The 13757-nt window shown below is 51.9% G+C and carries 14 protein-coding genes; 1 reads left to right on the top strand and 13 read right to left on the bottom strand.

Annotated elements, in window-relative coordinates; all coding sequences use genetic code 11:
• Positions 1–35 precede the first annotated feature (35 nt).
• The 4 genes from AB1E22_RS04840 to mltB all read right to left on the bottom strand — a co-directional run bounded on the left by AB1E22_RS04840 (position 36) and on the right by mltB (position 3830).
• On the bottom strand, positions 36–914 hold the full coding sequence (locus tag AB1E22_RS04840; RefSeq protein WP_367594316.1) for a metal ABC transporter substrate-binding protein: 879 nt from the start codon (positions 912–914) through the stop codon (positions 36–38).
• Complete coding sequence (locus AB1E22_RS04845; protein WP_367594317.1) at positions 911–1795, bottom strand: metal ABC transporter permease; 885 nt, start codon at positions 1793–1795, stop codon at positions 911–913. Before AB1E22_RS04845 ends, AB1E22_RS04840 begins: the two co-directional genes overlap by 4 nt.
• The gene (locus AB1E22_RS04850; RefSeq protein ID WP_367597329.1) at positions 1792–2487 is read right to left on the bottom strand and encodes a metal ABC transporter ATP-binding protein; all 696 of its coding nucleotides are present in this window, start codon (positions 2485–2487) and stop codon (positions 1792–1794) included. The genes AB1E22_RS04845 and AB1E22_RS04850 overlap by 4 nt, the downstream gene beginning before the upstream one ends.
• Before the next feature lie 269 nt (positions 2488–2756).
• A complete protein-coding gene (mltB, locus tag AB1E22_RS04855; RefSeq protein WP_367594318.1) occupies positions 2757–3830 on the bottom strand; it encodes a lytic murein transglycosylase B in 1074 nt (357 codons plus the stop codon).
• Positions 3831–4080: 250 nt separating this feature from the next.
• Here mltB and mutS point away from each other — a divergent pair, with 250 nt between their 5' ends.
• Positions 4081–6642 carry a DNA mismatch repair protein MutS gene (mutS, locus tag AB1E22_RS04860; RefSeq protein ID WP_367594319.1) on the top strand — a complete coding sequence of 854 codons (2562 nt, stop codon included), beginning with the start codon at positions 4081–4083 and terminating at the stop codon, positions 6640–6642.
• A 107-nt stretch (positions 6643–6749) separates the two neighbouring features.
• On the opposite strand, the gene rpoS is transcribed toward mutS, so the two are convergent.
• From rpoS to AB1E22_RS04905, 9 genes are all read right to left on the bottom strand, one after another.
• Positions 6750–7742: an RNA polymerase sigma factor RpoS gene (gene rpoS / locus AB1E22_RS04865; RefSeq protein ID WP_064543919.1), complete on the bottom strand. Its 993-nt coding sequence runs from the start codon at positions 7740–7742 to the stop codon at positions 6750–6752.
• Between the two features lie 123 nt (positions 7743–7865).
• Positions 7866–9002 (bottom strand): murein hydrolase activator NlpD, encoded by a 1137-nt coding sequence (nlpD, locus tag AB1E22_RS04870; RefSeq protein WP_367594320.1) that lies wholly within the window; start codon positions 9000–9002, stop codon positions 7866–7868.
• Positions 9003–9128: 126 nt separating this feature from the next.
• Complete coding sequence (locus AB1E22_RS04875; RefSeq protein WP_367594321.1) at positions 9129–9755, bottom strand: protein-L-isoaspartate(D-aspartate) O-methyltransferase; 627 nt, start codon at positions 9753–9755, stop codon at positions 9129–9131.
• The gene (gene surE / locus AB1E22_RS04880; protein ID WP_367594322.1) at positions 9749–10510 is read right to left on the bottom strand and encodes a 5'/3'-nucleotidase SurE; all 762 of its coding nucleotides are present in this window, start codon (positions 10508–10510) and stop codon (positions 9749–9751) included. The genes AB1E22_RS04875 and surE overlap by 7 nt, the downstream gene beginning before the upstream one ends.
• Positions 10511–10648: 138 nt before the next feature.
• On the bottom strand, positions 10649–11695 hold the full coding sequence (gene truD, locus AB1E22_RS04885; RefSeq protein ID WP_437178372.1) for a tRNA pseudouridine(13) synthase TruD: 1047 nt from the start codon (positions 11693–11695) through the stop codon (positions 10649–10651).
• On the bottom strand, positions 11695–12174 hold the full coding sequence (ispF, locus tag AB1E22_RS04890) for a 2-C-methyl-D-erythritol 2,4-cyclodiphosphate synthase (RefSeq protein ID WP_367594323.1): 480 nt from the start codon (positions 12172–12174) through the stop codon (positions 11695–11697). The genes truD and ispF overlap by 1 nt, the downstream gene beginning before the upstream one ends.
• On the bottom strand, positions 12174–12884 hold the full coding sequence (gene ispD / locus AB1E22_RS04895) for a 2-C-methyl-D-erythritol 4-phosphate cytidylyltransferase (RefSeq protein ID WP_367594324.1): 711 nt from the start codon (positions 12882–12884) through the stop codon (positions 12174–12176). The genes ispF and ispD overlap by 1 nt, the downstream gene beginning before the upstream one ends.
• A gap of 20 nt (positions 12885–12904) precedes the next feature.
• Positions 12905–13219 (bottom strand): cell division protein FtsB, encoded by a 315-nt coding sequence (gene ftsB / locus AB1E22_RS04900; protein WP_367594325.1) that lies wholly within the window; start codon positions 13217–13219, stop codon positions 12905–12907.
• 184 nt (positions 13220–13403) lie between these two features.
• A complete protein-coding gene (locus AB1E22_RS04905; RefSeq protein WP_367594326.1) occupies positions 13404–13727 on the bottom strand; it encodes a DUF3561 family protein in 324 nt (107 codons plus the stop codon).
• Between the last annotated feature and the right edge of the window lie 30 nt (positions 13728–13757).

Here is a 13757-nt window from a genome sequence, read left to right on the forward strand (position 1 = left end):
AAAATAGAACGGCCAGCGAGCGCTGGCCGATTAAATCATTTCATACTGTTGGCAATGGTTTCCACATTGTGTTTAAACGCCATCTCATAAGTGCTGGCGGGTCCACCAGCGGTAGAAAGCGCCTCTGGATAAAGTTCGCCTCCCGGTTGCGCCCCGCTGGCGGTTGCAATCTGTTTAACCAGGCGAGGGTCTGTCTGGTTCTCAATAAAGTAGGTTTTGATGTGCTGGCTTTTCAGTTGTTTTATCAACGCAGCAACATCACTGGCATTTGCTTCAGCTTCGGTTGAGAAACCCACTGGAGCAAGGAAAGTGACCCCATAAGCCAGGCCAAAATAGCCAAACGCATCATGGCTGGTCAGCACTTTACGATGTGATTTAGGGATCGCTTCAAAGCGAGTTTTTGCCCAGCTATCCAGCAATTTCAGACGCGTGACGTATTCACTAGCACTTTCACTTATTGCCGCAGCATCTTCCGGGTCAGCGGCAATCAGCGCTTTCATAATATTTTGTGCGTAGAGGGCACCATTTTCAGCACTGTTCCAGGCGTGTGGGTCGGTAATTTGTTTGCCTTCATCAACCATGCTACGTGTGGAAATGCCTTCAGAAGCGACAATCACTTTGCCCTTATAGCCTGACGCGCTTACCAGGCGGTCCATCCAACCTTCCATGCCGAGCCCGCTAACGATAACCACATCCGCTTTGCTTAACGCCACGCTGTCTTGCGGCGACGGCTCAAAACTATGCGGATCGCCATCTGGCCCCACCAGGCTTTTCACCGTGACATGTTCACCGCCGACTTGTTTTGCCATATCAGCCAGTACGGTAAAACTGGCGACTACATTAAGGTTTTTTGCCAATGCTGCCTGGCTGGAACACGCCAGTACGAGTGACATTATCATCCCAAAACGTTTCATTTAATCCCCTTGCTTGTTGTTATCCAGCCTCGACAAAGGCTACGAACCAGCCCGCTGCGCGAACCAAAAAGTATCGAAATAAAGAAACCTACGCTTGCCGTCAAAACGATAGCTGGACCTGCAGGCAATGCTGCGGCGAAAGACCAGGCAAGCCCAAGCCAGGCCGATACCAATCCAAAAACAACGGCGATGATCATCGCGCCCGGTAGTGTTTTCGCCCAGCAACGCGCTGAAACCGCCGGGAGCATCATCAGCCCAACGGACATCAGCGTGCCGAGGATCTGAAATCCAGCGACGAGATTAAGCACCAGCAGCGCGAGAAATACGCCGTGAATAAAGTGGGGAGCCAGGCGGTTATTGACCTGTAAAAAGCTGCGATCAAACGTTTCCATCACCAGACCGCGATATAAACCGGCAAGAATGAGCAGCGTCACGCTTGCAATAACGCCCACGAAGATCGTCGCCTGGCTGTCGACTGCCAGAATCGAGCCGAATAGCAGATGTAAAAGATCAACGCTGGAGCCACGAAGAGAAATAAGCGTGACGCCTAGTGCCAGCGAGCCAAGATAAAATCCAGCAAAGCTGGCGTCTTCTTTAAGATTGGTACGAGAACTCACCAGCCCCGAAATTAACGCCACCAGAACGCCCGCCACAAAACCGCCAATGCCCATGGCGACAAGCGACATACCCGCCAGCAAATAGCCCACAGCCACACCCGGTAAAATGGCATGCGAAAGCGCATCTCCCACCAGGCTCATACGTCGTAGTAAAAGAAAAATCCCCAACGGAGCGGTACTAATAGAGAGTGCCAGGCACGCTACGAGCGCGCGGCGCATAAAGCCGTAAGCGATAAACGGTTCAAAGAAAAAATGATAAATCATGCAGATAACGCCAGATGGGTGCCGGTTTGTGAATAGCGAGGTAATACAACAGCTGCATCCCCCCAATGGAAATGGTCTTGCGTCAGCAATAAAACGTGTGGGAAGTGCTGATTAACGCGTTCGTTATCATGCAGCACCGCCATCACGGTTTGCCCCGCCTGATGCATCTGGCAAATTAACGACATCAGAAAATCACTGGTTTGCGAATCGACACCGGTAAAAGGTTCATCAAGCAAAACCAGCGGGGCGTCTTGCACCAATAAACGTGCGAAGAGCATTCTCTGAAACTGGCCGCCCGAGAGTGTTTCAATCGGTTGTTTACTAAATGCGCTCAGGCCGACCCGCTCAATCGCGTCGGCCACTCGCAGGCGATTTTGACGATTCAGCGAAGAAAATAGCCCTCGCGCAGGCCAGGCCCCCATGCAAACCACATCATAAACAGTGGCGGGAAACTGCCGATCCATTTCAGCAAGCTGAGGCAACCAGGCAATACGCGGTGCACTCCCGTCAGTAAAAGACAACTGCCCCGATACCGGCGACTGTAGTTTCAGTAGCGTTTTTAATAAGGTCGATTTCCCTGTGCCGTTGGCACCGATGATGGCCGTCATACTGCCTTTCGCAATATGCCCGGTTAGCGGAGGTGTCACAGCCTTTCCTTGATATCCCAACACCAGGTGATTTAGCGAGATCATGGCAAAGCAATCGCCCATCGAATAGCCAGCCATAAACCGGCGAGCAGAATGAGGACTGCGCAAAATCGAACGGGTGCAGCCGCAGTGAAAAGTGTCCGTAAAGGAAGCATGACGAGATAAACCGCTTAATTTGATTTGTTATAACGTAACATAAATCAAATTGAATACGATGTAAATTCCTGATCGACGATCAGGAAAAACCTTCATAAAAAAGTCAGGAATAAAAAGACAGGGGAATAACCCCGCCTCAGAACAAGGCGGGGAAAAAATTACTGAACGCGAGCCAACGCAACTGCCTGGCCTAGCTGCCAGACGGCCATCGCATAATGCGTGCTGTGGTTATAGCGGGTGATGGTGTAGAAATTCGGCAGACCGTACCAGTATTGATAACTGTCGCCCATATCCAGACGCAGCAGGCTTGCTTCCTTATGATTACCCAACGAAGCGGTCGGTGTTAAACCCGATTGCTCAAGCGCGGAAACGGAATATTTGGTGTTAAAGCCGTTCGCCAGCCCCGGCACCTGCCCGTTGGCAGGCACAGCAACTACATCACCTTTCACCCAGCCGTGAGCTTTAAAGTAATTCGCCACGCTACCGATAGCATCTTCCGGATCCCACAGATTCACATGGCCATCGCCGTTGAAATCAACCGCATAATCTTTGAATGCGGAAGGCATAAACTGGCCGTATCCCATCGCACCGGCAAACGAACCTTTCAGCGCCAGCGGGTCGTCACCTTCGTTACGCGCCATCAGCAGGAAGGTTTCAAGTTCACCAGAGAAGTATTTGGCCCGACGAGGATAGGCAAAGGAGAGCGTGGCGAGCGCATCAATAATACGCGTTTTGCCCATCACCCTGCCCCAGCGCGTTTCTACGCCAATAATCCCGACGATAATTTCAGGCGGTACGCCATACACCTGCCATGCGCGTTTTAAGACGTCATCATGTTGGTTCCAGAAATTCACACCATTTTGTACGTTGTCGGGTGTAATGAATTGCTTGCGATAACGCAGCCATGCCCCGTTAGGGCCTGCAGGGGGCTGAGTGGTCGGCGCCTGCTTGTCCATTAAACGCAGCACATAATCCAGCCTTTTGGCCTGAGAGAGCACTTCATGCAATTGCTGGCGGTCAAAGCCATGCTCGCTCACCATTTTATTGATGAATTTTTCGGCTTCCGGATTATTGGCAAAATCCCCCGTCTGCATAAACACATCATGCTGCGGCTGCAACAGGAAACCACCCGAAGGCGTGCCGGTTTGCTGAGGCTGAGTTTCAGTTTTCGGTTTGCTGCTACACGCGGCCAGTAAAACAATAAGCGGAAGTAACGCGACGGAGTAACGCATGTGATGGGATATCCATATGACTAACGACGAAAGTGTACCCCTTATGGTAAATCAAAATCAGGGCTTGAGTAACAGACTCTGCGAGAAGGTACGAAGTTTTCCTTCCCTTTGACGATATGTCATCGCGCCGTTCTGTGGTGTAATAGCGAAGCTTTTCACGCTAATTTAGCTTCATGAGACAATGTGAGCATTAACGATAATAAGAAATCACAATTAACTTTTAATTCAATGGATTAAAAAGAAAAACACTATGAGTACAACGGAAAATTTTGACGCCCATACCCCGATGATGCAGCAGTATCTGCGTCTGAAAGCAGAACATCGTGACATCTTGTTGTTCTATCGCATGGGCGACTTTTACGAGTTGTTTTATGACGATGCAAAACGTGCGTCGCAGTTGCTCGATATTTCCCTGACCAAGCGCGGCGCATCCGCCGGCGAACCCATTCCCATGGCTGGCGTACCGCATCACGCCATCGAAAACTATTTAGCAAAACTGGTGAATCTGGGCGAATCTGCCGCGATTTGCGAACAGATTGGCGACCCGGCAACCAGCAAAGGGCCTGTCGAGCGCAAAGTCGTGCGCATTGTGACGCCTGGCACCATCAGTGATGAAGCGTTGCTTCAGGAGCGCCAGGACAACCTGCTCGCCGCTATCTGGCAAGACGGCAAAGGTTTTGGGTATGCCACTCTCGACATCAGTTCCGGGCGTTTTCGCCTGTCCGAGCCAGAAGATGTTGAAACCATGGCTGCCGAGCTTCAGCGCACCAATCCAGCAGAACTACTGTATGCCGAAGATTTTGCAGAAACCCGTTTAATTGAAGGCCGCCGTGGCCTGCGTCGTCGCCCGCTTTGGGAGTTTGAGATTTCTACCGCGCGCCAGCAACTCAATATGCAGTTTGGCACGCGTGACCTCACCGGTTTTGGCGTAGAAAATGCTCATCATGCCTTGTGTGCTGCGGGATGCCTGCTGCAATACGTAAAAGATACGCAGCGCACCTCTTTGCCGCATATTCGTTCCGTCACCATGGACCGCCAGCAAGACAGCATCATTATGGATGCGGCTACGCGCCGTAACCTTGAGATTACCCAGAACCTGTCCGGTGGCTTCGAAAATACGCTGGCGTCGGTGCTGGATTGCACCGTCACGCCGATGGGTAGCCGCATGCTGAAACGCTGGCTGCACATGCCGATTCGTAATGTTGCCGTGCTGGAAAAACGCCAGCAGACAATTGCCGCTCTGCAAGAGCGTACCGCTGATATTCAGCCGGTGCTACGACAGGTAGGCGATCTGGAACGTATTCTGGCGCGTCTGGCGTTACGCACCGCTCGCCCACGCGATTTAGCGCGTATGCGGCACACTTTCCAGCAACTGCCTGAGCTGCGCGAATTACTGGCCGATGTGCCAACGGATTATGTGCAAACGCTGCGTGAAAACATGGGCGAATTCACCGAGCTGCGCGAATTGCTCGAACGCGCCGTGGTTGAAACCCCGCCAGTACTGGTTCGCGATGGCGGCGTGATTGCTCCGGGTTATAACGAAGAGCTGGACGAATGGCGCAGCCTGGCCGATGGGGCAACAGATTACCTCGATAAGCTGGAAATCCGCGAACGTGAAAAACTGGGCCTCGACACGCTGAAAGTCGGTTTCAACGGCGTGCATGGCTATTACATCCAGATTAGCCGCAGCCAAAGCCACCACGCACCGATTCACTATGTGCGCCGCCAGACGTTGAAAAACGCCGAGCGCTACATTATCCCTGAGCTAAAAGAGTACGAAGACAAAGTACTGACCTCCAAAGGGAAAGCTTTAGCCCTGGAAAAACAGCTTTACGATCAACTGTTTGATACCTTGCTTCCACACCTTGAAGCCTTGCAGCAAAGTGCGACCGCGCTTGCGGAACTGGACGTGTTAGTTAACCTGGCCGAACGCGCTTACAGCCTGAATTATATCTGCCCGCAGTTAAGCGAAAAGCCGGGAATTAAAGTGGTTGGCGGTCGTCATCCGGTGGTTGAACAGGTGCTGAGTGAGCCGTTTATCGCAAACCCTCTCAGTCTTGCGCCACAGCGGCGGATGCTGATTATTACCGGCCCGAATATGGGCGGTAAAAGTACCTATATGCGCCAGTCGGCACTGATCGTGCTGCTCGCTTACATCGGCAGTTTCGTTCCCGCGCAGCAGGCTGAAATCGGCCCGATTGACCGAATTTTCACACGCGTTGGTGCGGCTGACGATCTCGCTTCCGGGCGTTCAACCTTTATGGTGGAAATGACCGAGACGGCAAATATTCTGCATAACGCAACCGAGCATAGCCTGGTGCTGATGGATGAAATTGGCCGCGGGACATCAACGTATGATGGCTTGTCGCTTGCCTGGGCTTGCGCCGAAAGTCTCGCAAACCGCATTAAAGCGCTCACTCTGTTCGCCACGCATTACTTTGAGCTGACGACACTGCCTGAAAAAATGGAAGGTGTGGCAAACGTGCATCTTGATGCAATTGAACACGGCGATACCATCGCGTTTATGCACAGCGTGCAGGATGGTGCTGCGAGCAAAAGTTACGGCCTGGCCGTCGCGGCGTTAGCGGGAGTGCCGAAAGAAGTGATTAAGCGTGCGCGTCAAAAACTGCGTGAACTGGAGACGGTGTCCAATAACACAGCCGCCACTCAGGTAGATGGCACGCAAATGTCACTGCTATCGGTTGCAGAAGAGACATCCCCTGCGGTAGAAGCGCTGGAGGCGTTAGATCCAGATTCTCTCTCGCCACGTCAGGCGCTGGAGTGGATTTACCGTTTGAAGAGTTTGGTTTAGAAGTGTCGGATGTCGTTTGTGTTAATCCGACCTACTGATCGATTGTGCTGAAAAAAGATAAAAAAAAGCGGTGACATAAGTCACCGCTTTTTTATTTGAAGAGACGCTTATTCGCGGAACAACGCTTCGATATTCAATCCTTGTGTCTGCAAAATTTCACGCAGACGACGCAGACCTTCAACCTGAATCTGACGAACACGTTCACGAGTCAGGCCAATTTCACGACCTACATCTTCCAGTGTTGCAGCTTCATAGCCTAACAGACCAAAACGACGAGCCAGGACTTCACGCTGTTTAGCGTTCAGTTCAAACAACCACTTAACGATGCTCTGTTTCATATCATCGTCTTGCGTGGTGTCTTCCGGACCGTTGTCTTTCTCGTCAGCCAGAATGTCCAGCAGCGCTTTTTCAGAGTCACCGCCCAATGGGGTGTCTACTGAGGTAATGCGCTCGTTGAGACGCAGCATACGGCTGACATCATCAACAGGTTTATCCAGTTGCTCGGCAATCTCTTCAGCACTCGGCTCATGGTCGAGTTTATGAGAGAGTTCACGAGCAGTACGCAGATAAACGTTCAGCTCTTTCACGATATGAATCGGCAAGCGAATCGTACGGGTTTGGTTCATGATTGCCCGTTCGATGGTCTGACGAATCCACCATGTCGCGTATGTTGAAAAACGGAACCCACGTTCTGGGTCAAACTTCTCAACAGCACGAATGAGCCCCAGATTTCCCTCTTCAATCAGGTCCAGCAGAGCCAGACCACGATTGCTATAACGACGGGCAATCTTAACCACCAGACGCAGGTTACTTTCAATCATGCGACGGCGGGAGGCAACATCACCACGCAGTGCGCGGCGGGCAAAATAGACCTCTTCTTCGGCTGTTAATAGTGGGGAGTAACCAATCTCCCCAAGATAAAGCTGAGTCGCGTCAAGCACTCGCTGCGTGGCGCCCTGTGACAACAGCTCTTCTTCGGCAATGTCGTTATCACTGGGTTCCTCTTCTACAAGGGCTTTTTCGTCAAAGACCTCAACTCCATTCTCATCATATTCCGCGTCTTCATTTAACTCGTTAACTTTCAGCGTATTCTGACTCATAAGGTGGCTCCTACCCGTGATCCCAAGGTAAAGCACCTTACACTTCATCTTTTAAGTGGCGGTATCAGCGTTGACCGCCTGGCACCACTTAAACGACTTTGTGCGTAAAAGTACTTCACCGGTTTATCGCTGCGGCAAATAACGCAGCGGGTTGACGGATTTCCCCTTGTAACGAATTTCAAAATGTAAACGTGTCGAACTGGTTCCGGTGCTACCCATGGTAGCTATCTTCTGCCCCGCCTTGATTTCTTCTTGTTCCCGGACCAGCATTGTATCGTTATGGGCGTAGGCACTCAGGTAATCATCATTGTGTTTAATGATGATCAGATTACCGTAACCTCGCAGCGCGTTACCGGCATACACTACTCGCCCGGAAGCGGTAGCAACAACAGCCTGGCCTTTGCTGCCTGCGATATCGATCCCTTTATTGCCACCGTCTGTAGCAGAGAAGTTCTCGATAATTTTGCCATCAGTTGGCCAACGCCACGTCGAAATCGGCGCGCTGTCGGATGTACTGCTGGCAGTAGGTACGGTAGTAGAGCTAACCACAGGAGCCGTTACGGGTGCTGTGACAACAGTCGCATTACCCTTATTGTTCGGCAACATTTTGTTAGCACTCTGTTCACCTGAATCCTCAGAATACGTAATTACTGGCTTGGAAGCAACCACCGTGGTGGTATTTTGCGCAGCCGGAGGGGTTACGCCCTGCGCGGTCGCATCCGCCGTGGTTACCGCGTTGCCACCGGTGATTGGCGTACCGGAAGCATTACCCACTTGTAGAGTTTGTCCGACATTCAAGCCATACGGTGCCGGTACGTTGTTACGCTGGGCTAAGTCACGGAAATCGTTGCCGGTAATCCAGGCAATATAGAACAGGGTGTCGCCACGTTTAACCGTATAAGTACTGCCACCGGTATAGCTCCCTTTCGGAATATCGCCATATTTGCGGTTGTAGACGATATGGCCGTTTTCCGTTTGTACAGGCGTTGAGATAACAGGCTGCGTTTGCTGCGTTTGCATCGGTTGAATCATCGGCTGCTGAGGCACGGGCTGAATTTGCGGAGCCTGACTTTGGGTGGACATTTTCGGTGGCTGGGTTATCAGCATGCCGCCGGAAGAGTTGCTGCTGGCATTGCTGTTACCGCCCACCGAACTGATCGGAGCCTGGGTATTACTGCTGGTGCATCCCGCTAACCACAGGCTAACCAACGACAGCGCTGCAATACGGCGTAAAGTAAAAGTTGGGCTTCCCGCGCTCATTTATCCCCCAAAAACAATCATATGCTTATGAAAATACGGCAGAACTGGCAAGTAAGGCCAGTTACCAAAATTTGCTGCCCGTTACGTTACGCCAAAATCCTTAGAAAAAAACAAGATATTTCCAGGTTATGCCAATTCACCCTTCACTAAGGGTACAAAACGCACGGCTTCTACCGTATCAATGACAAATTCCCCACTCAAGCGGCGAATACGTTTAAGAAATTGCCGTTCTTCGCCAACCGGGAGAACTAAAATTCCGCCTTCATCGAGCTGTGACAACAGTTCGCTGGGGATCTCCGGTGGAGCCGCCGTAACAATGATAGCGTCAAATGGGCTGCGCGCATGCCAGCCCTGCCAACCATCACCGTGACGGGTTGAGATATTATGTAGATCGAGCTGCTTTAAACGCCGCCTTGCATGCCACTGCAGGCCTTTAATGCGTTCGACGGAACAAACATGATGCACCAAATGAGCAAGGATAGCAGTTTGATAGCCAGAGCCAGTGCCAATTTCCAGCACGCGTGATTCAGGCGTGAGTTCAAGCAACTCGGTCATTCTTGCAACCATATAAGGCTGCGAAATGGTTTGGCCGGAGCCAATCGGTAATGCCGTGTTTTCCCAGGCTTTGTGCTCAAACGCTTCATCGACAAATTTTTCTCGCGGCACCAGCGCAATCGCCTCAAGGACTTTTTCATCCTTGATGCCCTGATTGCGTAGCTGTTCGAGAAGGGTTTGTACGCGTTTGCTTACCATTGCTCGTCCACTCCTGATTTGTCTAACCAGTGGCTGACCACCTCACGAGCGCTGTGAGCGGTGAGGTCAACGTGCAAGGGTGTTATCGAAACATAACCTTCATCAACGGCGGCAAAATCGGTTTCAGGGCCGGCATCAAATTTGTCGCCCGGAGGCCCAATCCAGTACAGCGTATTCCCGCGCGGATCTTCTTGCGGAATCACTTTATCTGCCGGATGGCGACTGCCGCAGCGCGTGACTTTAATGCCCTTGATTTCATCAAGCGGCAAATCTGGCACGTTAATATTTAAGATGCGCCCGGTACGCAGCGGTTCACGCGATAACGCACGCAGAATAGAGCAGGTCACTGCCGCCGCTGTTTCATAATGTTCATGCCCATTGAGCGAAACAGCCAGCGCCGGGATACCTAAATGCCGCCCCTCCATCGCTGCAGCAACGGTACCGGAATAGATGACGTCATCACCCAAATTGGGCCCGGCGTTAATTCCAGAAACGACCACATCAGGCGCAGGGCGCATCAAGGCGTTGACGCCAAGATAAACGCAGTCCGTTGGCGTGCCCATCTGCACTGAAATATCGCCGTTTGCGAGGGTGAAAGTACGCAATGAAGATTCGAGCGTCAGTGAGTTTGATGCCCCACTGCGATTACGGTCGGGGGCTACCACTTGCACGTCAGCAAATTCCCTTAGTCGGGCCGCCAGAACCTGAATGCCCGGCGCATTGACCCCGTCATCGTTACTCAAAAGTATTCTCATATCGGATTTACATAGATTCTTTTTGTTGTTTTATTCCATTCTGCTGATTTTAGTGCAGCTGTCATGAAATTGTTGCAGTTTTTGTAACATTCACGATAACGACTTGTCCAGGCAAAGCGACAAACCAACTCACCGCTGTTACTCAGCGATATCCGCATAACCGCCCGGAGCATTCATTAACTCACGCACTACGCTTGTGGCAAAACTCCCGGCAGGCAGCCAGAAATTTAACTCAACGGTGACGTCATCCCACCAGTTCCAGCTCAGCTCTTTAGGCATTACCAGCATTGCACGACGCGCCGCTTCAACACGCTCACGCACCAGCAGCCCCAGCAAGTCCGTTTCCTGCTCGACACAGCGCTGTTCAAACTCCAGGGCAGCATTTTGCGTGCCCCAGGCACCGTCACCGGGCAGAGGAGCGGTAATCAGCAATTCGCCGTCATCGACACGCTGTTGCAATTCCGGCAACTCTTCCGGTTTTGCCACAAACCAACTTCCGCGCCCGGCTAACTGCAACGCATCGCCGTCGATAACCTGGTTAAAGTCCGGCTTTTTCAGCCTTTCGCTGACAACCTGGTTAAACATGGCGCTACGGGCTGCGGAGAGATAAAAGCTGCGTTTGTTACGATCGCGGATCGGCGCATTGCTTTGCGCCCAGCGAAGAGCCTGATGCAAGTTATTACCCGCGATACCGAAGCGTTGGCTACCAAAGTAATTGGGTACGCCGCGGTGCAAAATGGCATTGAGCCGCTGTTCGAGCTCATCGCGATCGCTTACATCACGCAGCACCAGCGTAAAACTGTTCCCTTTTAACGCACCTAAACGCAATTTACGGCGATGGCGGGCATATTCCAGCACCTGACAGCCTTCGAGCTGGAAAGCGCCCATATCAGGCATCTCTTTGCCCGGCAGGCGCACGCAGAACCATTGTTCGGTCACCGCATGCTTATCTTTCTGACCGGCAAAGCTAACTTCACGGGCATGCACTTTGAGAAACTTCGCCAGCGCATCAGCGACAAAGCGCGTGTTACAGCCGTTTTTCAGGATGCGCAACAGCAAGTGTTCGCCATCGCCATCAGGCCCAAAACCCAAATCTTCGATAACCACGAAGTCTTCTGGATTGGCTTTAATGAGCCCTGTGCCTTGCGGTTTACCATGCAGCCAGGTGAGATTCTGCATATCCATTATTTACGAGCCTTATGCAACAGCGCCACCGCCTCACAAGCGATACCTTCGCCGCGCCCGGTAAAACCCAGTTTTTCCGTTGTGGTCGCTTTGACATTCACATCATCCATATGGCAACCCAAATCTTCGGCGATAAACACGCGCATCTGCGGAATGTGCGGAGCCATTTTCGGAGCCTGCGCAATAATCGTCACATCGACATTACCTAACGTGTAGCCTTTCGCCTGAATACGTCGCCAGGCTTCACGCAGCAATTCTCGGCTGTCAGCACCTTTAAACGCGGGGTCGGTATCAGGGAACAGTTTGCCAATATCACCTAAGGCAGCAGCACCCAGCAGAGCATCGGTTAATGCGTGCAGAGCGACATCGCCATCAGAGTGTGCGAGCAGCCCCTTTTCGAACGGTACGCGCACGCCACCGATGATAATTGGGCCTTCGCCACCAAAGGCGTGTACATCAAAACCATGTCCAATACGCATTATTCATTCTCCGTTTGGGTTAACCGCGTGAGGTAAAACTCCGCCAACGCCAGGTCTTCAGGACGAGTCACTTTTATATTATCGGCGCGGGCGCTAATTAATTCGGGATGGAAACCACAATATTCGAGCGCTGAGGCTTCATCGGTAATCGAGGCGTGTTCATCGAGTGCACGCTGCAGGCAGCTACGCAGCAATTCCAGAGGAAACAGTTGCGGTGTCAGGGCGTGCCAAAGATCTTCCCGGTCAACCGTATGGGCTATCAAGTTTTTGCCAGGCTCCCCGCGTTTCATTGTGTCACGCACGGGTGCGGCCAGAATGCCGCCAATTTTGCTGGTTTCGGTAATCGCCAGCAAACGGGCTAAATCATCCTGATGTAAACAAGGACGCGCCGCGTCATGCACCAATACCCATTGCGCGTCGTGCACTACGTTTAAACCGGCAAGCACCGAATCTGCACGCTGTGCACCACCGTTGATGACCGTAACATGAGGATTTGAAGCAAGAGGTAAAGAGGAAAACCAGCTATCGGTAGGGCTAATGGCGATAACGACATGCGCCACGCGCGGGTGGGCCATCAGGCTTGCCACCGCGTGTTCAAGAATAGTTTTATCGCCGATTGTAAGATATTGCTTAGGACATTCCGTTTGCATGCGGCTGCCGATACCTGCTGCCGGCACCACGGCAATTACGTCCGGGGAGGAGTCTGCCATGTAGATTCACTTACGCTTGATTATCGATTGTTCTGCCCGGCACCACTGCTTAATCGCTTAGAGCTATCGGGTACCAGGCGGTAGAAGGTTTCACCCGGTTTGGTCATGCTGAGTTCATTACGTGCACGCTCTTCAATAGCTTCCTGACCGCCATTAAGATCGTCAATTTCCGCAAAAAGCTGATCGTTACGCGCTTTGAGTTTAGCGTTCGTCGCCTGCTGCGCAGTAACGTCGTCATTGACTCGCGTGTAATCGTGTACGCCGTTTTTTCCAAACCACAGCGAATACTGCAGCCAGACCAACAAGGCCAGCAATAGCAGCGTTAGTTTACCCATCCCGCCCCCTGAAAAACGGCAAAATCATCGCACAAAATTTTATCTGGCTGCGCTCTGGGTACAAAGCGAGCCTTCCTATTTGCGGCAGAATTTATCACAGATAGCGACAACATGCGCGTTTGCAGGTGAGTTAGCCGATTTGTAATCATAAATAGTCTGTTACGGTTTGCTGAATATTTTACGATTAGCCCATCAGCCACAAAAATAGGATGCCGAACATGAGCGCCACAGCCAGCACGGTCGTCGCACAGCTATAGAGCAGGCGGCCATGTAACAGTGAGTGCAGAGCAATGCCCACAACCACGGCGACAGGCAGCAACGCGAGGAAGAATGGCCAGGTATACAGGAAGAAAAACAGCGTATTCGGGCCGTAGATTAGAAAGGGAATGCCCAGCGCCAATAGCCACGACAAAAAACCGATGAGCGCCCCGGCCAATGACCAGGTCGTCTCTTCGGTGCCGTGGCCTGCTTCAGCCGATGTCATAGCCATATTGGTGCCATTGCGCATAACGAATCCGTAAACCCTGCAGACCAGGCG

The sequence above is a fragment of the Buttiauxella gaviniae genome (assembly GCF_040786275.1).
Taxonomy (GTDB): domain Bacteria; phylum Pseudomonadota; class Gammaproteobacteria; order Enterobacterales; family Enterobacteriaceae; genus Buttiauxella; species Buttiauxella gaviniae_A.

Excerpts from the sequence above, each read along its gene's own strand:
- ispD (WP_367594324.1), bottom strand. The coding sequence starts at position 12,884 with ATGGCAGACTCCTCCCCGGACGTAATTGCCGTGGTGCCGGCAGCAGGT.
- AB1E22_RS04845 (WP_367594317.1), bottom strand. The coding sequence starts at position 1,795 with ATGATTTATCATTTTTTCTTTGAACCGTTTATCGCTTACGGCTTTATG.
- rpoS (WP_064543919.1), bottom strand. The coding sequence starts at position 7,742 with ATGAGTCAGAATACGCTGAAAGTTAACGAGTTAAATGAAGACGCGGAA.
- AB1E22_RS04850 (WP_367597329.1), bottom strand. The coding sequence starts at position 2,487 with ATGATCTCGCTAAATCACCTGGTGTTGGGATATCAAGGAAAGGCTGTG.
- AB1E22_RS04840 (WP_367594316.1), bottom strand. The coding sequence starts at position 914 with ATGAAACGTTTTGGGATGATAATGTCACTCGTACTGGCGTGTTCCAGC.
- mutS (WP_367594319.1), top strand. The coding sequence starts at position 4,081 with ATGAGTACAACGGAAAATTTTGACGCCCATACCCCGATGATGCAGCAG.
- truD (WP_437178372.1), bottom strand. The coding sequence starts at position 11,695 with ATGGATATGCAGAATCTCACCTGGCTGCATGGTAAACCGCAAGGCACA.
- surE (WP_367594322.1), bottom strand. The coding sequence starts at position 10,510 with ATGAGAATACTTTTGAGTAACGATGACGGGGTCAATGCGCCGGGCATT.
- mltB (WP_367594318.1), bottom strand. The coding sequence starts at position 3,830 with ATGCGTTACTCCGTCGCGTTACTTCCGCTTATTGTTTTACTGGCCGCG.
- ftsB (WP_367594325.1), bottom strand. The coding sequence starts at position 13,219 with ATGGGTAAACTAACGCTGCTATTGCTGGCCTTGTTGGTCTGGCTGCAG.
- AB1E22_RS04905 (WP_367594326.1), bottom strand. The coding sequence starts at position 13,727 with ATGCGCAATGGCACCAATATGGCTATGACATCGGCTGAAGCAGGCCAC.
- AB1E22_RS04875 (WP_367594321.1), bottom strand. The coding sequence starts at position 9,755 with ATGGTAAGCAAACGCGTACAAACCCTTCTCGAACAGCTACGCAATCAG.
- ispF (WP_367594323.1), bottom strand. The coding sequence starts at position 12,174 with ATGCGTATTGGACATGGTTTTGATGTACACGCCTTTGGTGGCGAAGGC.
- nlpD (WP_367594320.1), bottom strand. The coding sequence starts at position 9,002 with ATGAGCGCGGGAAGCCCAACTTTTACTTTACGCCGTATTGCAGCGCTG.